Consider the following 17,767-nt stretch of genomic DNA (forward strand, 5'->3'; position numbering starts at 1 on the left):
CTTCACATCTAACTTTGCATCAATAATTAAATACTATTAAAGATGAGCAAATTATTTGTTGCAGGAGAAGTTTTCCATGGTCCCGGAAGCCTTGAAGAATTAAAAAACATAAAAGGTAAAAAAGCTTTTGTCGTAACCGGCGGAAGTTCTATGAAAAAAAGCGGAACGCTGGACAAAGCTCTGGCATTTTTGAACGAAGCAGGAATAGAAACTTTTGTATTTGATGGTGTCGAAGAAGATCCGTCATCAGCAACCAGTTTTAAAGGTGCAGAAGCCATGCGCGAGTTTCAGCCAGACTGGATCGTAGGTATTGGCGGATGTTCTGCAATTGATGCTGCAAAAACAATGTGGATTTTCTATGAACACCCAAATACTGAATTTGATTCACTTATTAAACCTTTTAACGTACCAACACTTAGAAATAAAGCAAAATTTATTGCAATTCCTTCTACTAGCGGAACTGGAACTGAAACAACAGGTTTGGCTGTAATTACAGATCGCGAAAAAGGAGTAAAATACCCAATTGTATCGTATGAATTAACGCCGGATATCGCCATAATCGATGGAGAAATTTGTGCTTCAATGCCAGCTCACGTAACATCGAATACAGGATTAGATGCTTTAACACATTGTGTAGAAGCTTATGTTTCTAATATTGATGATAATTTTGCTGATGTATTAGCAAAAGGCGGATTACAAATTGTTTTTGATAATCTGGAAGAAGCAGTTAAAAACCCATTAAATATTACAGCACGTCAAAACATGCACGATGCTTCATTCATGGGAGGTTTGGCTTTTAATAATGCGTGGTTAGGTATTGTTCACTCGTTATCTCATCAGGTTGGTGCATTATATGGCATCCCGCATGGTTGTGCAAACGCAATTTTCCTTCCTAACGTTATTCGCTATAATGCTGTGGCTACTACTAAATTTCCATCGTTAGCAAAAGTAATCGGACTTGAAACAGCCGAAGAATTGGCGCAGGAAATTGAAGGATTAAGAAAAAGAGTCAACAATATTTCTTCTATAAAAGAGTTTGGAATTTCAAAAGAAGACTGGATAAAAAACCTGGATTACATTGCAAACAATGCATTAATTGATCCATGTACCGGTTTTAACCCAAGAGTAACAAATCTGGAAGATCTAAAAGACATTTATAATGCTTGTTACGAAGGTATTGTTTATACAAATGAAGCAGTAGTTTTAAACTAATTCTGACAAACAGAGATCAAAAAAGCCAGACATTTTTCAATGTCTGGCTTTTTTTAGTAATAGCGAATAAAATTATCTCCTTAAGATAAAAACGAAGTACCAAATCGCTCAAAATGGCACGTATACCCATTTGGATGTTTGATAAGATAATCCTGATGATAGTTTTCAGCAGTCCAAAATTTAGTAAAAGGCTCCAGGGTTGTAACAACTTTACCGGGCCATTTTGCCGATTGATCGACGATCTGAATTACTTCATCAGCAATTTGTTTTTCTTCTTCATCTTGAATAAAAATAGCTGATCTGTAACTTGAACCTCTGTCATTTCCTTGCTTGTCTACCGTAGTTGGATCATGCATTCTGAAAAAGTAATCTAACAGTTCTTTAAAAGAGGTTTGTTCAGGATCATACGTAATTTCGATTCCTTCAGCATGTCCCGGATGGTTTTCGTAAGTTGGATTTTCATTGTTTCCGCCAATGTACCCAACCTCAGTATCTTTTACCCCCGGACGTACACGAAACAGCTCTTCCATGCCCCAAAAACACCCGCCGGCTATATAAGCTTTTTTTAAATTTTCCATATATTTTATTTTTAAAATCAATTATTCAGCTACATTCTTCAAAGACATTTAATAGCTGAAAATGTTTATTCTTAGACAATCATCTCAAGTTTAGATGGTATTATATAGTACTAATATAGATATTTCTTAGAGAATTATACCTGTTTAAAGTGTTATTTGAATTGATTTATACCTTAACAAATTGATAATCTACAGTTTTTGAACCGTCTTAAATTATGTAATAAATTAAAAAAAAGGGTTTATATAATCCTTTATTTAGCTCTATTAACTTGTCAGTTCATTAATCATTCCGTTAAAAATAAAACCATGAAAAGGCAAAACAGAATACCAATATAGTTTACCCAATATTCCCTTAGGCTTGAAGGTTGCTGCCTGATACAAGGTATTATTAAAAATTTTAAATTCCAGCCATGCTTCACCGGGCAATCTCATTTCGGCATATAAAATTAACTTTCCCTGCTCCTTATTTGCATATACCACACGCCAAAAATCAAGAACATCTCCTGCATGAATCTCATGTTTACTCGTTCTCCCGCGTCTGGCACCTACGCCTCCAAAAATCTTATCGATAAAGCCGCGCAGACTCCATAACCAGTCTCCATAATACCATCCGGTTTCTCCGCCAATAGACCAAATTTTAGAAATAGTAGAATTCCTGTCAATGATCTTTCTTTTTCTTCTGTCAATAAAACAATCTTTTTTAGGTACCTTGAGATAATAAGCGACACTACCTTTAAACTGTCCGCTGATTTGTGAATCTTTCCAGCTCGAAGCAACTGCATCTTCATCAATCTTTATATGCGCTCTTTGCAATGCCTGATTGTAACTCATTGGCTTGACATTTAATAAGTCATTAATTCTATTGTCACTGCAAACGACTTCTACTTTCATACTGCTTACTAACGCCGAAGCCAGTTTAAAAGAAGTCGAAGTAATAAAATACAGCCAGTATGAGGACAATTTAGGCGTCATAACCGGTAGTGTATAAATATATCTTTTCAGTTTTTTTGCCTCGGCAAACTGCAGCAACATCTCTTTATAGGTAAGAATATCCGGACCACCAATATCAAAATTTTCGTTATACGTTTTAGGATTTAGCAATGATCGTATTAAAAATTCTAAAACATCTGCAATAGCAATAGGCTGACATCTTGTATTAAGCCATTTTGGTGTAATCATTACAGGCAATTTATGAACAAGATCACGTATAATTTCAAAAGAAGCACTTCCGGAACCTACAATAATTCCCGCTCTTAAAGTGGTAGTTGCTGTTTTACCCGTTTTTAGAATTTCTTCTACGGCTTTTCTGGAAGTTAAATGTTTAGACAGCGATTTGTCATTGACAATTCCGCTTAAATAAATAATTTGTTTGGCTTTTGTCTGGTTTATTTTGTCTTTAAAATAATTAGCCGAAATACTTTCAAGCTCATCATAATTTGCCGCACCGGACATGGAATGAATTAAATAATAAGCAGCATCGATATCATCAGGAATCTTTACTAAACTTTGCGGATCTAAAAAATCAACCTCAATAAGCTGTATGTTTTTTGCCTCTTTTTCAGGATAATAAAACCTGTTTTTATCCCTTACGCAACAAATTACTTCATGCCCCTGTTCAAGCAATAAAGGTAAAAGCCTTTTGCCTATATATCCTGTTGCGCCTGTTAATAGAATTTTCATTTTTTATTGCTTATATTTTAAAACTAACCAAACCATAATCCATTTGAAAAATCTGACCTGAAATTGATCCTGCCGCTTTAGAAATAAGATAATCTGCCATTTGGGCAACTTCATCAGGTTTTAAATAATTTTTAAGCGGATGACGCTCTATCATATTTTCTTTCATACGGTCATTTCGCAAAATCGAAGCAGATAATGTAGTTTCAGTAATAGTTGGTGCAATGGCATTAATGCGAATTACAGCAGCCAACTCTGCGCCCAATGATTTTACAAGACCTTCTACTCCACCTTTTGCAACAGCAATACTGGCATGAAAAGGCATTCCTAATTTTACTGCAACCGTACTAAAAAGAACAATCGACGGATTTGTACTTCTTTTTAAAACTGGCAGATAATGCTGTATAACTTTTATAGCGCCAATAACATTAATCTCAAAATCGTTTCTGAAATCATCAATACTCAAACTCAAAATAGGTTTTAGGTTTATAGATCCCGGACAATAAATAAGAGAATCGATATTTTCAATTTCAGGAAGATTATCACTCAAAACATTTAGCGAATAATGAATTAAATTAGGATGGGTAATTTCAGGAGCTGTCCTGCTGATGTTATAAACCTGCTTAGTTTCTAATTGCTGCAGCAATATTGCACTGCCAATCCCTTTGCTGCCTCCAATAATTAATACTTTTTCCATTTTATTTATTTAGATTAAAGGTCCGTTTCTTTATCGTACTTAATAATAAGAGCATTTACACCTTAAAGATAGTGATTGTTTAACTTTTATTGGATAACATTAAACAAAATAAATCTAATTAATTACCTTAGCAGTATTGTAGAAATTTTTTTAGTCCAAAAAGCTTATTGGTATGAACACAAAACAAAGTAATTTTTCTGTCCTTGAACTGGATCGTATAATTGAAATGGCATGGGAAGACAGAACCACTTTTGATGCTATAAAATTTCAATTTAATTTGACCGAAGCCGATGTAAAGGCTTTAATGAAAAAAGAATTGAAATTTAGCAGTTATAAATTATGGCGTAAACGTGTTGAGAACTGCAAAACAAAACATGCAGCAAAACGTCCTGCCGAAATCAATCGTTTTAAATGCAACAGACAGCGTGCAATTTCTAACAATAAAATTTCAAAACGCAGCTAAAAATGAACTGAATCGTAGTGATTCAAAATCAGTCTAATTTTTTTGGAAATAAAGATAATTAGTTGTGTTACCTGTATTACGCAATCGTATTTGCGAATTATTAAATTCAAATAATGCCCAACTATTATTTAATTTACTGAGCAATCCTGAACTAAAATTTAGTTGCAATGTCCTAACATTATACTGCAATGTAGTTTCCCACTGACCTGTTTCTGAAACTGCCCCTTTTGTTGCCACTACTGATTTATCACTTTTAAATAAAAATGAATATCCTGCATAAGACAATGTTTTTTCTGAACCATCAAAAAAATAAGGAATCTCCCAGGAACCATTTGTTATGGTCTGCGCAAAATCAAGTGTTGCAATGTTATTTTCAGGACAATAATCAATAGCATATTTGATTGCATTTTCAAACTCTGAATTGTTCTGAATAGATTTTATCTGATTATTATAATCTGCTATCGAAATAGGATATTTTAAAGAAATATATTCACTTGATTTTAAATTCTTTATAAAATTAAAGAATGCCTGATCGCTAATTATTGATTGAGAACTTGCAATTTGATTAGCACTGTTATACGTATTTATCGTGATAGGATAATTGATCTTTAACCCATTTATTTTCGATAAAAGATCCGGATAAAGATTCCAATAGGCAATTAAAGAATCAAAATCAGCCTGATTTGGAATCAATTTTTCGATATAATTATAATACACCATTGTTACCGGAAAATTTATAGTAACAATATCATCATCATAAGTACTTGCATTAATATTATCTATTACTTTTTGATAATCTGCTGCGGTATTAAGTGCGATTTGGTTGTTGTTAACAATAACGGTATAAGGGAGTTTAATGGTACAATAACTAGAACCATCGATAAAATTATCCTGCACAGTCTGAACCATTGCGACTCTTTGCAAGTACGTGGTAAGAGGCGAAACATTAGTAATTGTTCCTGGTGCGTTATTACTTTGCTCGTCTATTTCGCTTTGACAAGAGAGTAAGAGCAGAACAACTGCCAGTGATAAATATTTTTTCAAACTGAACATATTTATATTTTTACAAAGGTAATAAAATTAAAAGAAAATGGTTTTTAATAAATTCGACATCAAGGTTGTTGATCATTTTCCTTGATACTAAATTAACAAAATACAATAGCATTTTATACTCTATAAAACAATCAGCTTTACTTTTACCCTACTTAAATTAAAAACAAATACTTTTACATCGTATAAATCGAAATCCAAATGCCACTTAAAAACCAATCAAATACTTGTGATGAAATAATTTTTTCCTCTTTTTTTAAAAGTCACATAAAAGCACTTAGGAATTTTCTTTTTTACAAATTTGGCAATATTGACCAGGCAGATGATCTGGCGCAGGAAGCCTTTGTAAAACTTTGGCAAAACTGTGCTTCGGTACCAATAGAAAAAGCAAAGTCTTATATTTATACTGTTGCCAATAATAGCAGTCTCAACGAAATTGCGCACCAGAAAGTAGTCTTGAAATATGAAAAAAACTTCACAGGTTTGGATAAAACAAATGAAAGCCCGGAATATCTTCTGGAGGAAAAACAGTTTCAGACCAAACTTTTGAAAGCCATTGAAAATTTAAACGAAAAACAGCGCATTGCTTTTTTGATGCACAGAATTGATGGAAAAAAATACAGCGAAATTGCCTTAGACTTAAATATTAGCGTAAAGGCAGTCGAAAAACGCATTCATCTGGCTTTGTTAAGTCTGCGTAAAGAAATTGATTTATAAAAGTAGGGTAAACTTAGTTCTAATTGTTTTAATAATATAGTACCACAAAATGAAAGAAAATCGCTTATTAGCAAAATGGCTCAACGATGATTTATCTCCGGATGAATTAGCTGAATTTGAGGCTAGCCCCGATTTTGAGAAATACCAAAAGATAAAGAATTACACCAAACATTTACAAATAGATGATCTGGATGAAAATACTATGCTGTCTAACATTTTGAGTCAGAAGAAAATGACGCCAAAAGTGGTTCCTTTATACAAAAAATGGATGTTTCGAGCCGCAGCAATATTTGTGTTAGCGCTTGGAATAACCTTTGTGATGAAATTTTTTGTACCGCAAACGCAAACAGCAGATTTTGGAGAAAGAACCACTTTTTCGTTACCCGATAATTCTGAAGTTGTGTTAAACTCAGGTTCTGAGATCAACTACAAAAAATGGAACTGGGACAACAACAGGCATCTGGAACTAGAAGGTGAAGCGTATTTTAGAGTCGCTAAAGGACGACGCTTTGAAGTGCAGACTGATCTGGGAAAAGTGACGGTTTTGGGAACTCAATTTAACGTTAAAGCCAGAAAAAACAGGTTTGATGTGGTGTGTTACGAAGGACGTGTAAAAGTGAATTATAGCAACACTCAAATTGTATTAACGCACGGTCAAAGTGTTCGTTTTGAAAACGGAAAGCAAGTTAAAATGAGTGTAAATTCGCTGAAACCGGAATGGATCGACAATCAAATATGTTTTAATAAAGAAAACATCAGAACGTTATTAGACGAAGTAGAAAGGCAATATAATGTTAAGATCGAATTGAATTCGAAAGATACAATTTCGTTATTTACAGGAAAATTGCCCGCTAAAGACCTGGATACTGCTTTGCAGATTATTAGTACAACCTATCATTTAGAGGCCAAAAAAGTCTCAAAAAATAAAATAATATTTGACGAAAAATAAATGCTGTTCCCCAAATCATTTCATTTTTTGTTTTTCACATTTTTCTTTATCCTGAACCTTTTTGCACAGGACAAAGGAAAAGTTATGCCCTTAAAGAAAATCATAAATGATATTGAAGAACAACATCAGGTTAGCTTTAATTATACCGAGGAAAATATTGCCGGACTGGAATTAAACCCTCCAAAAAAATCACTTACGCTTGACCAAAAACTACAATATCTGGCGAAGAAAACCAATTTGTCTTTTGAAAACATAGGCAATAAATTTATTAATATTTACAAGAAGGACAATCAATCTCCAAAAATCTGCGGATACGTCATTTCGAGTTCTGATAAAAAACCTATTGAAAACGCTAATATTACAAGTAATCAAATTCAGGTTACAACGGATTCAAACGGTTATTTTGAGTTTAAGAAAGAAGATAAAAACACTTTTTTAATTAGTCATATCGGTTTTATAGCCAAAAGAATTACTGCAGTCAACACAGATTCTAAAAATTGCCTTCAAATTCTATTAGACCCAGAGATTACTGCCCTTGAAGAAATTAAAGCCAGTGCTATTTTGGCTTTCGGAATCTCAAAAAACACAGACGGATCTTTTGAGATTAAGCCCAAGAAATTTGGTATTCTGCCAGGACTTATCGAACCTGATGCTTTGCAAACAATGCAACAAATTCCGGGTGTAAACAGTCTTGATGAAAGCGTTTCGAGCATCAATGTTCGCGGTGGTACGCACGATCAGAATTTGTTTTTATGGAACGGGATCCGAATGTTTCAAACCGGACACTTTTTTGGTTTAATATCAGTCTTTAATCCCAATTTAGCCCATACTATTTCTATATATAAAAACGGAAGTTCTGCTTTTTACGGAGAAAGTGTATCGAGTGTAGTTGCCATTTCTTCTACGCCGGAAACAACAGAAAAGAATTCTTTTAGCGCCGGAATAAATATGATTAATGCTGATATTTACGGGAAGTATAATCTTTCGAAAAAAAGTTATATCGAAATTTCAGCCCGAAAATCGATCACTGATTTTGCAGAAACTCCTACCTACAAAGAATATTTCGACAAAGTGTTTCAAAATACTACCATCACTGACTTTTCGCAAACCCAAAATGTAGATTATCGAAGTGATAAAAAATTTGGTTTTTATGATGCGACCCTTAAATACGCTCAAAAAATAGGAAATAAAGATCAAATAATTCTTGATTTAATAACCATTAAAGACAATTTGGAAGTTTTTCAAAGTGCGACTGCATACAGCATCATAAGATCGGAAAATAATGTCTTGCGCCAGCAAAATTATGGTGGAAATTTGTCCTGGAAAAGAAACTGGAATTCTTTTAATACCACTAAAGTGAATGTCTATAACTCGTCTTATGAACTTCTGGCAAATCAAAAAAATACTTATGAAAACCAACTCGTTATTCAGGAAAATGCGGTGAATAATAATGGTTTTAATTTAGAAAATAATCATATTATTAGCTCTAAATTTAGCTTAAACGATGGTTATCAATATAATGAAATGGGCATTACAAATTTAGAAAAGGTACAAAATCCTGATTTCTATCGCAAAGTAAAAGACGTTTTGAGAACTCATGCTTTAATTTTGGAAGGAAAATATAACGACACACTTTCCAGAACCTATTTTAAAGTTGGAACCCGAATTAATTACATTGAAAAGTTTAAAAAATATATTGTTGAACCCCGAATTCAATTCAATTACGGAATCAGTAAAAGCTTAAATTTAGAATTGCTGGGCGAGTTGAAAAGTCAAAATTCTCAGCAGATTATTGATTTGCAAAAAGATTATTTTGGTATTGAAAAAAGACGCTGGATTATATCAGACAACAATACAATTCCTATTCAAAGAAGCAAACAACTATCCTTAAACTTATTTTATAAAAAGAATGACTGGTTGTTGGATGTCGAAAATTTCTATAAAAAAGTAACCGGAATTACCACTTCGAGTCAGGGTTTTCAGAATCAGTTAGAGTTTGTTCGAACCACTGGCGATTATGAAATTTGGGGAGCAGAAATGCTTGTTCAAAAAAAAATGAATCACTTTCTGACTTGGTTAAGTTATACTTATAATCATAATAATTATCATTTTTCTAATTATGAATTTCCTGTTTTCCCTAATAACTTTGAGTTAATGCATAGTGTTTCATGGGCGGGAATTTATGAGAAAAACAATTTTAAAATTGCTTTGGGAACAAAATGGACTTCCGGCCGTCCAAAAACTACTCCAGACATCTCACAAATTGACCTTAATAATCCTGTATTGGTTTACAATAAACCCAATAGCAACAATTTACATGTTTTTTCACAGGTCAACATTTCCTCAACTTATAAATGGGAAACCGAAAATGGAATTCAATACAAATTAGGGATTTCCATTTTAAATATCCTAAACAGGAAAAATGAAATCAGCGAATATTATAGGGTAAGTACTATAACAAATTCTATTGAAGAAGTAGAAACGTTTGCACTGCAAAGAACTCCAAACATGAGCTTTAGAGTTTCATTCTAAGATTATTTTACACGGATGATACAATCCTATATTCCTTCTTTTTATTTCTTTTATAAAATATCAATTCTTTGGTAGGGTAATCTACTATAAGGCTGTTTTACTATTGAATCCCTTCAAACAATAAAAAATGGCTTCCTTAAAAAAATTGATACTTTATTCTTATGACAGTTCGTAACCTACTATAGAAAAACGAAATCCTCATTAAAATAGATATTTATTGATATCTAAATCAAACAATACAATGCTTTACGATTCCTGTAAAGCATGTTTTTTCCCTTTCTATAAAATTAATCTAATCAAAAAGACAATGAAATTAAAACAAATTAAACTCGTTTTAGCTGCTCTTGTAGCAACTACATTTTTCGCTGGTTGCAGTAGTGATAATAATGACAATAGTACTCCTACTACTCCAGAATTAAAAACAGAAGTTAATCTTTCTACGAGTGCAACATTAGGCTCTTATTTAACAGATAAAAGCGGAAGATCTTTATATGTTTTCGCAACAGATGCAAACGGACAAGTTTCTTGTACAGGCGGTTGTGAAGCTTTATGGCCTGCTTTTGTAGTAGATAATCTAACTGCTGATAAATTAGGTTCAGGATTAACATTGGCGGATTTTAGTACTGTAAACACTGCATCTGGCAAAAAACAAGTAACCTACAAAGGTTGGCCACTGTATTATTATGCACCAGTTTCAGGAGACGACGGATATGGCAACGCAGGCAAAAATGTACCTGAAGCTGCCGGTAAAACAACCGGAGACGGTGTTGGCGGTATTTGGTTTATAGCAAAACCAGATTATTCGATTATGCTGGTAAGAAGTCAGCTTACAGGACATGACGGAAAAAACTACAAGTCTGATTATACTGTTGGTGATGGTTTGACTACCTATTTTACAGATGCTAAAGGTTTGACATTATACACTTTCAAAAATGATAATTTCAAGAAAAACAATTTCACAAAAGCAGACTTTTCTAATAATGGGGTTTGGCCAATTTATGAAACAGACAAAATTGTGGTTCCTTCTGTTCTTGATAAATCTAAGTTTTCTGTAATTACAGTATTTGGCAAATCTCAACTGGTTTACAACGGTTGGCCTTTATATTATTTTGGACAAGACGCTTCTGTAAGAGGGGCAAATAAAGGAATTAGTTTTCCTGCTCCGGCTGTTTGGCCTGTACCTGTAAAAGATTCGCCGCTTGCAATCTAAAAAGTCTACTATTCAATTTGATTGATGTCTATCGATAATATGCTCTTTTTCAAATTAGTCCAATAAGGTGTTGGACTAATTTGAATTTTTTTTAGAAAATAACATTTTTTTGGTAGGGTAATTTTCATCGAAGCTGTTTTACTATTAAATCTTACCAAAACAATGCATATGAAAAGAAAAAAAACAGCAATTATAATTGCAGCTCTGTTAATAGTGGCTTCGGCCGGTATTTATTTTTATTACGGTTTTCTCTTTAAAGAAGCACGTAATATAGAATCAGAAGTACCTGATTTCAATATACCCGCAACAAAATTACTTGACGATTATAATGCTGATCCAAAAAAAGCAGATCTGTTATACCTCAATAAAACTATTGAAATAACAGGTACCGTTACAAAACAAACTGATTCAGTAGTAATACTTGAAAACACCGTCTTTTGTCTGTTTACTCAAAAAGTTAAAGACAAAATTACAAGTAATAAAGTAACCGTTAAAGGTAAATGCATTGGTTACGACGAACTGTTTCAGGAGGTTAAAATAGACCAATGCACCATTAATAAATAAACAAACCAATTAATCCATTTATGAAAAAAATTTTAGTTTCAATATGCCTTTTTTTAGCTACTATGGCATATTCGCAAGATGATTTGTTAAAAAGCCTTGATTCAACTCAGGTTGAAGACAGCTATTCTACAGCAACTTTTAAAGCTTTACAGCTGGTAACTTTGCAGACCACAAAAATGCCTGCAAAAAAAGAGTTCTATTTTGTGGTTTCACATCGTTTTGGTACTGTTAAAGATGGCTTCGATAGTTTTTTTGGTCTTGATAATGCTACCACAAAATTGGGCGGTATTTACGGAGTTACAGATTGGTTGTCTGTTAGCCTTTCCAGACACACACTAAACAAAATGTATGAAACGGGAGTAAAATACCGAATGGCGAGACAAAACGATAATTTTCCGCTGGACATTGTTGGGTATAGTGTTGCCGACATTAATACATTTTTAGAAAAAGAGCAATATCCCGGATTAGAATTTAAGCATCGCATGACTTATGTGCAGCAATTATTGATCTCCAGAAAAATTGGCGAAAAACTATCACTGGAATTAGTGCCGTCATTTATACATAAAAATCTTTACAATCCTGATTTAGAAAGAGATGATCAGTTTTCTTTTGGAGGAGGCGGACGTTATAAAATCACCAAAAGATTGTCTGTTAATTTAGAATACATGCACAATTTTAATAAACCTGACTTTTATAATAATCCCCTTTCTGTTGGTCTTGATGTCGAAACCGGCGGACACGTATTTCAACTAATATTTACCAACTCACAATCTATGAGCGAGAGCGGATACCTGACCAATGCGTCCGGAGATTGGGGTAAAGGAGATTTCTTTTTTGGATTTAACCTATACAGAGTATTTTAATAACTACAAATAATCAAATTATGAAAAAAGCAATAGCATTTACAATTTTACTGGCAGTACTAACAAGCTGTAGTGACTCTGACACTTATCAGGATATCGAAACACCAAAAGACCCAGTTGTAACTCCAGGTCCTGGAACTACACCTGACCCGGTGGCGGCAACTACTTACACTAAAAATGCAAAATCAATTATTGATGCCAATTGTATAGGATGTCACCAAAGCGGAAGATCTGCAGGCTTTAGACCTTTGACTACTTATGCAGAGGTAAAAGCAGCAGTTGAAAGTGCAGGCTTATTAAACCGAATTCAGTTGCAAAGCGGACAGCAGGGTATTATGCCGCAAGCTGGAAGAATGTCACAGGCAAATATTGATGTAATTGTAAAATGGAATACTGACGGACTAAAAGAAAATTAATTATTATGAAAAAAACAGTTCTCAATTTCTTTGTTTTAGCATTGGTCCTTATCGCAAATACAAGTGGATTTGCACAAAAGTTGATCACAAAAACAGGGAATATAAAATTTCAGGCTTCAATGCCATCTTATGAAGAAGTAGCTGCCGAAAACAAAAGTGTATCTGCAGTCTTAGAACAATCAACCGGAGATTTTGCTGCATTGGTTCTTATAAAAGGTTTTAGGTTTAAGGTTGCTTTAATGGAGGAACATTTCAACGAGAATTATATGGAATCTGAAAAGTTCTCAAAAGCAACTTTAAAAGGCAAAATAGAAGATTTTGATATTTCTAAAATTACTAATACGCCTAAAAATTTCACTTTAAAAGGAGATCTTACTATTCACGGAAAAACAAAACCTGTTACCGTAATCGTAAAAATTTCAAAAGCTGCAAACGGAGTAAATGCTGTTGGTTCATTTGAAGCAAAGCCGGAAGATTTTGATATCGAAATCCCAAGTCTGGTCAGAAAAAAAATTGCTGATAAGATAAAAATTAATTACAATTTTTTATTGACTAAATGATCTTTTGGAAAAGATCAAATATTGAGATATTGTTGTATACCCACCAATAAGTATCTGAATAAAAATCTTTTTGATTTGGAAGATCATTAAACATGAATAATGTTATGAGGTCAGTTTGATACTTAGCTGACCTCTTTTTTTATTAATCTAAACTACATTTAAATGGTCTGCAAAAATTATGTTGTTTCCGGAGAAGATGTAAATGATGGCATGGTCATGGAGGATAATGCATACATTTCTTATACACTTCGAATTTTATATCATTTTCTATTTCATAACGGTTTCTCAAGAGAGAAACTTAATGCGCTGCATGTGGGATTACAAGAAAAAAATCACATATTGGTTTGTCACAAAAATCTAATGTTTACAGAGCATTTTTTTGTAGAGATGAAACATTGCTATATAGATGATAAAATTAATATAAAAAGCTGCTTTTACAATTCAAAAAATGAATGCTGCGCAGAAGTTACCAAAGAAATAGAATGGTTTGACTCTATTTGTAAAGAAATCATCCCAGCGCCAAAACAAATTCTAAAGCATTTTGATACTAATACCAGAGAGAATGTTTTAAGTTTCCTGTAACTTTCAACCCACTAAAACAAAAAAAACTAAGAATCAATTAATTAAAAATAAAAACGCGTTTAATATTAAAAAAAATACACTTTTGAGGTAACAAATAATAGAGTAACGCATCAAAAGGTAAACTTTAAAAAAATTAAACATCATAAATATCTGAGCTACGTTACAAAGCAAACTTATAGAAAACAAAAAAGCCACTCAAATGAGTGGCTTTTCGTGACCTTAGAAGGAGCGAATACGAACCTTTTAATTGAAGATCTAAAACTTTTAGCCGACTCTTTTGATTGAGTTTTGTGATGCAAAGATAAATAAAAAAGGGTGTAATCAAAATTGATTATACCTGATAGTTAAAGTTTCAATATTAAAAATTCACCGTATTGAAACTACAATATTCAAATAATAAACTAAAATTTAAAATTATGAAACATTTGCCTGATTTAAATGACTTCGCTAAAATTCTTATAGCCAAAGGCTTTGATGGTTCTTTTCAAACACAAGTAGCCTATCCTGGAAAGTTGAAAGAAAGCATTACCGAATATATGGAAGCCTGTAACAATGGTAAAGAAAGATCTACTAGAGACGGAAACTTTTTACTAACGACTTATCTACAATGGTCTGGAGATGATAATCCCCGTATTGTATGCGATTTTTGGGTAAGAAAAGAAAACGACGGTTTTGATATACAAAAAATGGAAATCACAAATAAAGACAGATATGGACAACTTTTGAAAAAATCGGAACTAAAAAACCTTTCAATAAATTCAATTCCGACATTAAAGGAAGCCATTGCTCAGGTTTCAGTATTTCCTCAACAAAAGCTTTCTTCTCACAAAAGAGGATTTAGAATGTGACAACTACAAAGTAATTAAACAGATGAAAAAATAGAGCACGAACTAGCTTTTCTCCAGAACAATGATAAAAGTAGACAAATAAAAACCAAATTTCTCTGAAGCTTTTGTCTTAGTAGCAGCAAGCATTCAAATATCTGCCACCAATGACTAAGTTTCATTGAGTTTGAAAAACCAACAATGAAAAACCTATTAAAAGAAAGCTTAGATAGCTTTTTTCTACAGTTGTGTGTTTATCGTAAAAAGATTTTTTAAAAATCAGGATAGCTAAGTGTAAATCTTATTTGAAATATGTGGCCTGAAGGATTATGGATTTTGGACAACAATCGATTTTACTAACCAGAAATACATAGAGGAAACACTATAATGTTATTGTAAAATTGGCAAAGAAGCATTAAATTTGAACATCTTACCAGAAGAATTGATAATTTAAAAGAATGAATACTATCTTGCCTCGATATAAAATAGATCTCAAAAATGATTTTGTATTCCTAAAAGAAGATGATCTGGAAAAATTCATGTTTTCGGATCTAAATGCACATAGCCATAATTATTACATACTGAGTTTTTTGTATGAGGGATCTGTTGCTCATCTTTCTGATTTCGAACATGAATTAGTTTCATCTCCCGCAGTTTTAATGCTGGACATTGACCACGTTCACACGCACCCTGATATAAGTGATTGTAAAATAGTTTCGATAGCATTCTCAACAAATTTCATTTCGGATCAACAGCAGACCTTTTTACAAAAAGTGAGTCAAGTATTTTCCAGACCATTCATCAATATTTCTTCAGAGGAACTTAATCAGCTGGATGAAATTATCAAAATTATTGCAAGGGAAAGTCTAAATGATAAAAAGGACTATGAATTACTCAAAGCATTGCTAAACGTTTTAATAGTAAAGTGCTTGAGACTTTCAGAGACATATCCTATTACGGATCAAAATAAAAATGGAATCTATAGTAATTTTAAAACGCTTTTAAAGGCAAATTTTCAAAAGCAACATCAAGTAAAATTTTATGCAGACAGGCTCAATGTTAGCACACGAATATTAACTCAATATATTAGAAGTTCCACTTTTAAAACTCCAAAACAGTTAATAGACGAACATTTGTTATTAGAAGCCAAAAGACTGCTGTATTGGTCGAATGCTTCAAGCAAGGAGATCGCCTGGCAGCTGGGATTTGAAACTGATAGCTATTTCAACAGATTCTTCAAGAAACATATCGGTAAAACCCCTAAGGAATTTCACAGAAAACATTATGAAGGAAAATAGAATAACTACTGATAAAATGAATCCATCAGTAGTTATTGATTTAGTGTTTTTATTTTTTTGTTAATAAAAACTCCATGTCATTGTAACGATCGTAAACCATACCTTGAGCAATTTCATCTGCAAAATCTTTGCCTTGTATAATTTCTACAGCCTCAAGCGCTGTATCTATTCCAGAAGTAATTCCGGCACCCGTCAAAAACTTGCCATCAGCTACAAATCGTGCCTCTTGCTTCACTTTTATTTTTTTATGTAATCGCATCTCGTCCAAAGACCAATGGTGTGTAGTTGCAGAATGCCCGTCAAGAAGCCCAGTATTTGCCAGTATAAGACCTCCAGTACAAACTGACATTGTAATTTGGGTCTTTTCATTTTGTTTTACAATCCAATCCATCATATTTTTGTCTTTTGAGATAGTTCTAACGATCTCCGGAGAGGTTCCTGGAATTATCAGGATATCAGATTGAGGTGCATCGTAAATGGTATACTGCGACACCAAATTTACCGTCCCTCCATCCATAATTATCTGCTTTTTATTAGTAGCTGATACTGTGTAAATTTTGTATTTGCCTGTCATATTATTGGCCTTAACAAAAACATCAATCGGACCACCTGTGTCCACTATCTCTACTCCATCATACACTAATACTCCAATATTGATCTTGCGATCTTTTGGAATATTGAATTGGCTATTTTGTGCATTAACATCTAATGAGCAAAAGAAAAACGAAAGAATTACCAAGGTAATTTGTATTATTTTCATGAGAAATTTTAATTTAAATAATAATTTGAATCGCTATATCTTATGCCGGCTAAGCTATTTTTGCGACGTGACAAAAGTAGCTTAGTGTCAATCTATAAAAATTACACTTTTGGTATCTTTAATTGTACTTTGATGTTTTGTTGTGATACATAAAAACTAAAAACATAGAAATAAAAATTCAGGATAACTACAAAATTGAGTTGTATATTCAACGTTTGATTAAACAAGCTTTTAATAAGTAGACATAAAATGGAAGATTATGTTTATGGACACCCGCCATTTAATTAGTTGCATGGCGGGTTTTTTCCTTTTTGTTATGAGGCAGCCCAAATATGTTTAGAAGAATCCTGCAGCTACCAAGAACGGCACTTTTGGTTATATCAGCTCAGCATTTTTAAATTCGTTATTTCTTTACAAAATTACAGGCATTAATAATCTTGATTTAATTCCTCGTCAGGGAAAGATCCTATAAAAATAATTACCAATTAGAATGGCAAGGTTCTGACAAAACAGCCTCCAGAGTCAGATGACTTTGGAGGCTTTAGTTTTTTGCGCTATATGACAGTAATTGTTTATGAATTCAAGCTCGCAATGCATTTGGAATTTGCTAAAAACCTTCAGCGGCAATCACAACAACTCCTGTAGATCTTCCCTAATATCCTTTACAGGTCTTAAGGTGAATGCTGCGCCTACGAACATAATTCACACTACTCAGTGGTAAACCTCAATGACTACAAGGATGTGTAAAAAAATGATCTAGAAAAAATTATTTCACTTAAGGATCAATTCGGCAATTAAAGTTTCTAATCTAAATT

At 33.0% G+C, this 17,767-nt stretch carries 18 protein-coding genes; 13 read left to right on the forward strand and 5 right to left on the reverse strand.

The window, feature by feature from the left end:
- The first annotated feature begins 42 nt into the window (after nucleotides 1-42).
- The gene (locus ASF10_RS13075) at nucleotides 43-1,212 is read left to right on the forward strand and encodes an iron-containing alcohol dehydrogenase (protein WP_056249933.1); all 1,170 of its coding nucleotides are present in this window, start codon (nucleotides 43-45) and stop codon (nucleotides 1,210-1,212) included.
- 80 nt (nucleotides 1,213-1,292) lie between these two features.
- On the opposite strand, the gene msrA is transcribed toward ASF10_RS13075, so the two are convergent.
- The 3 genes from msrA to ASF10_RS13090 all read right to left on the reverse strand — a co-directional run bounded on the left by msrA (nucleotide 1,293) and on the right by ASF10_RS13090 (nucleotide 4,164).
- Nucleotides 1,293-1,790, reverse strand: a complete 498-nt coding sequence (gene msrA, locus ASF10_RS13080) for a peptide-methionine (S)-S-oxide reductase MsrA (RefSeq protein ID WP_056250387.1) — start codon at nucleotides 1,788-1,790, stop codon at nucleotides 1,293-1,295.
- Nucleotides 1,791-2,054: 264 nt separating this feature from the next.
- On the reverse strand, nucleotides 2,055-3,470 hold the full coding sequence (locus ASF10_RS13085; RefSeq protein ID WP_056249935.1) for an SDR family oxidoreductase: 1,416 nt from the start codon (nucleotides 3,468-3,470) through the stop codon (nucleotides 2,055-2,057).
- A 10-nt stretch (nucleotides 3,471-3,480) separates the two neighbouring features.
- On the reverse strand, nucleotides 3,481-4,164 hold the full coding sequence (locus ASF10_RS13090; protein ID WP_056249938.1) for an SDR family NAD(P)-dependent oxidoreductase: 684 nt from the start codon (nucleotides 4,162-4,164) through the stop codon (nucleotides 3,481-3,483).
- A gap of 172 nt (nucleotides 4,165-4,336) precedes the next feature.
- Here ASF10_RS13090 and ASF10_RS13095 point away from each other — a divergent pair, with 172 nt between their 5' ends.
- Nucleotides 4,337-4,627: a TIGR03643 family protein gene (locus ASF10_RS13095; protein WP_056249941.1), complete on the forward strand. Its 291-nt coding sequence runs from the start codon at nucleotides 4,337-4,339 to the stop codon at nucleotides 4,625-4,627.
- Nucleotides 4,628-4,660: 33 nt separating this feature from the next.
- Here the strand turns inward: ASF10_RS13095 and ASF10_RS13100 are convergent, their stop codons facing one another.
- Nucleotides 4,661-5,680 carry a hypothetical protein gene (locus tag ASF10_RS13100; RefSeq protein WP_056249943.1) on the reverse strand — a complete coding sequence of 340 codons (1,020 nt, stop codon included), beginning with the start codon at nucleotides 5,678-5,680 and terminating at the stop codon, nucleotides 4,661-4,663.
- Between the two features lie 198 nt (nucleotides 5,681-5,878).
- Here ASF10_RS13100 and ASF10_RS13105 point away from each other — a divergent pair, with 198 nt between their 5' ends.
- The 11 genes from ASF10_RS13105 to ASF10_RS13155 all read left to right on the forward strand — a co-directional run bounded on the left by ASF10_RS13105 (nucleotide 5,879) and on the right by ASF10_RS13155 (nucleotide 16,192).
- Nucleotides 5,879-6,394, forward strand: coding sequence for an RNA polymerase sigma factor (locus ASF10_RS13105; RefSeq protein WP_056249946.1), 516 nt, complete (start codon nucleotides 5,879-5,881; stop codon nucleotides 6,392-6,394).
- A 49-nt stretch (nucleotides 6,395-6,443) separates the two neighbouring features.
- Nucleotides 6,444-7,343, forward strand: coding sequence for a FecR family protein (locus ASF10_RS13110; protein ID WP_056249949.1), 900 nt, complete (start codon nucleotides 6,444-6,446; stop codon nucleotides 7,341-7,343).
- Nucleotides 7,344-7,370: 27 nt separating this feature from the next.
- Nucleotides 7,371-9,875: a TonB-dependent receptor gene (locus tag ASF10_RS13115; RefSeq protein ID WP_241774952.1), complete on the forward strand. Its 2,505-nt coding sequence runs from the start codon at nucleotides 7,371-7,373 to the stop codon at nucleotides 9,873-9,875.
- A gap of 307 nt (nucleotides 9,876-10,182) precedes the next feature.
- Nucleotides 10,183-11,085, forward strand: a complete 903-nt coding sequence (locus ASF10_RS13120) for a hypothetical protein (protein WP_056249953.1) — start codon at nucleotides 10,183-10,185, stop codon at nucleotides 11,083-11,085.
- 168 nt (nucleotides 11,086-11,253) lie between these two features.
- Nucleotides 11,254-11,649 carry an OB-fold protein gene (locus ASF10_RS13125; protein ID WP_056250389.1) on the forward strand — a complete coding sequence of 132 codons (396 nt, stop codon included), beginning with the start codon at nucleotides 11,254-11,256 and terminating at the stop codon, nucleotides 11,647-11,649.
- Nucleotides 11,650-11,669: 20 nt separating this feature from the next.
- Nucleotides 11,670-12,512, forward strand: coding sequence for a DUF5777 family beta-barrel protein (locus tag ASF10_RS13130; protein ID WP_056249956.1), 843 nt, complete (start codon nucleotides 11,670-11,672; stop codon nucleotides 12,510-12,512).
- A 20-nt stretch (nucleotides 12,513-12,532) separates the two neighbouring features.
- Nucleotides 12,533-12,928, forward strand: a complete 396-nt coding sequence (locus tag ASF10_RS13135) for a c-type cytochrome (protein ID WP_056249959.1) — start codon at nucleotides 12,533-12,535, stop codon at nucleotides 12,926-12,928.
- A gap of 5 nt (nucleotides 12,929-12,933) precedes the next feature.
- Nucleotides 12,934-13,488 (forward strand): YceI family protein, encoded by a 555-nt coding sequence (locus ASF10_RS13140; RefSeq protein WP_056249961.1) that lies wholly within the window; start codon nucleotides 12,934-12,936, stop codon nucleotides 13,486-13,488.
- Nucleotides 13,489-13,650: 162 nt separating this feature from the next.
- Nucleotides 13,651-14,070: a hypothetical protein gene (locus tag ASF10_RS13145; RefSeq protein ID WP_056249964.1), complete on the forward strand. Its 420-nt coding sequence runs from the start codon at nucleotides 13,651-13,653 to the stop codon at nucleotides 14,068-14,070.
- Between the two features lie 416 nt (nucleotides 14,071-14,486).
- A complete protein-coding gene (locus ASF10_RS13150; protein ID WP_056249967.1) occupies nucleotides 14,487-14,918 on the forward strand; it encodes a hypothetical protein in 432 nt (143 codons plus the stop codon).
- A gap of 434 nt (nucleotides 14,919-15,352) precedes the next feature.
- Entirely contained in the window at nucleotides 15,353-16,192 is an 840-nt protein-coding gene (locus tag ASF10_RS13155) for an AraC family transcriptional regulator (RefSeq protein ID WP_056249969.1), read from the forward strand.
- A 49-nt stretch (nucleotides 16,193-16,241) separates the two neighbouring features.
- Here ASF10_RS13155 and ASF10_RS13160 read toward each other — a convergent pair whose 3' ends face one another.
- Nucleotides 16,242-16,952: a DJ-1/PfpI family protein gene (locus ASF10_RS13160; RefSeq protein ID WP_056249971.1), complete on the reverse strand. Its 711-nt coding sequence runs from the start codon at nucleotides 16,950-16,952 to the stop codon at nucleotides 16,242-16,244.
- Nucleotides 16,953-17,767: the final 815 nt, after the last annotated feature.

The organism is Flavobacterium sp. Leaf82, assembly GCF_001422725.1.
Taxonomy (GTDB): domain Bacteria; phylum Bacteroidota; class Bacteroidia; order Flavobacteriales; family Flavobacteriaceae; genus Flavobacterium.

Bases quoted from the DNA above. Each gene is read 5' to 3' on its own strand.
- ASF10_RS13075 (WP_056249933.1), top strand. From the start codon at position 43: ATGAGCAAATTATTTGTTGCAGGAGAAGTTTTCCATGGTCCCGGAAGC.
- msrA (WP_056250387.1), bottom strand. From the start codon at position 1,790: ATGGAAAATTTAAAAAAAGCTTATATAGCCGGCGGGTGTTTTTGGGGC.
- ASF10_RS13085 (WP_056249935.1), bottom strand. From the start codon at position 3,470: ATGAAAATTCTATTAACAGGCGCAACAGGATATATAGGCAAAAGGCTT.
- ASF10_RS13090 (WP_056249938.1), bottom strand. From the start codon at position 4,164: ATGGAAAAAGTATTAATTATTGGAGGCAGCAAAGGGATTGGCAGTGCA.
- ASF10_RS13095 (WP_056249941.1), top strand. From the start codon at position 4,337: ATGAACACAAAACAAAGTAATTTTTCTGTCCTTGAACTGGATCGTATA.
- ASF10_RS13100 (WP_056249943.1), bottom strand. From the start codon at position 5,680: ATGTTCAGTTTGAAAAAATATTTATCACTGGCAGTTGTTCTGCTCTTA.
- ASF10_RS13105 (WP_056249946.1), top strand. From the start codon at position 5,879: ATGCCACTTAAAAACCAATCAAATACTTGTGATGAAATAATTTTTTCC.
- ASF10_RS13110 (WP_056249949.1), top strand. From the start codon at position 6,444: ATGAAAGAAAATCGCTTATTAGCAAAATGGCTCAACGATGATTTATCT.
- ASF10_RS13120 (WP_056249953.1), top strand. From the start codon at position 10,183: ATGAAATTAAAACAAATTAAACTCGTTTTAGCTGCTCTTGTAGCAACT.
- ASF10_RS13125 (WP_056250389.1), top strand. From the start codon at position 11,254: ATGAAAAGAAAAAAAACAGCAATTATAATTGCAGCTCTGTTAATAGTG.
- ASF10_RS13130 (WP_056249956.1), top strand. From the start codon at position 11,670: ATGAAAAAAATTTTAGTTTCAATATGCCTTTTTTTAGCTACTATGGCA.
- ASF10_RS13135 (WP_056249959.1), top strand. From the start codon at position 12,533: ATGAAAAAAGCAATAGCATTTACAATTTTACTGGCAGTACTAACAAGC.
- ASF10_RS13140 (WP_056249961.1), top strand. From the start codon at position 12,934: ATGAAAAAAACAGTTCTCAATTTCTTTGTTTTAGCATTGGTCCTTATC.
- ASF10_RS13145 (WP_056249964.1), top strand. From the start codon at position 13,651: ATGGTCTGCAAAAATTATGTTGTTTCCGGAGAAGATGTAAATGATGGC.
- ASF10_RS13150 (WP_056249967.1), top strand. From the start codon at position 14,487: ATGAAACATTTGCCTGATTTAAATGACTTCGCTAAAATTCTTATAGCC.
- ASF10_RS13155 (WP_056249969.1), top strand. From the start codon at position 15,353: ATGAATACTATCTTGCCTCGATATAAAATAGATCTCAAAAATGATTTT.
- ASF10_RS13160 (WP_056249971.1), bottom strand. From the start codon at position 16,952: ATGAAAATAATACAAATTACCTTGGTAATTCTTTCGTTTTTCTTTTGC.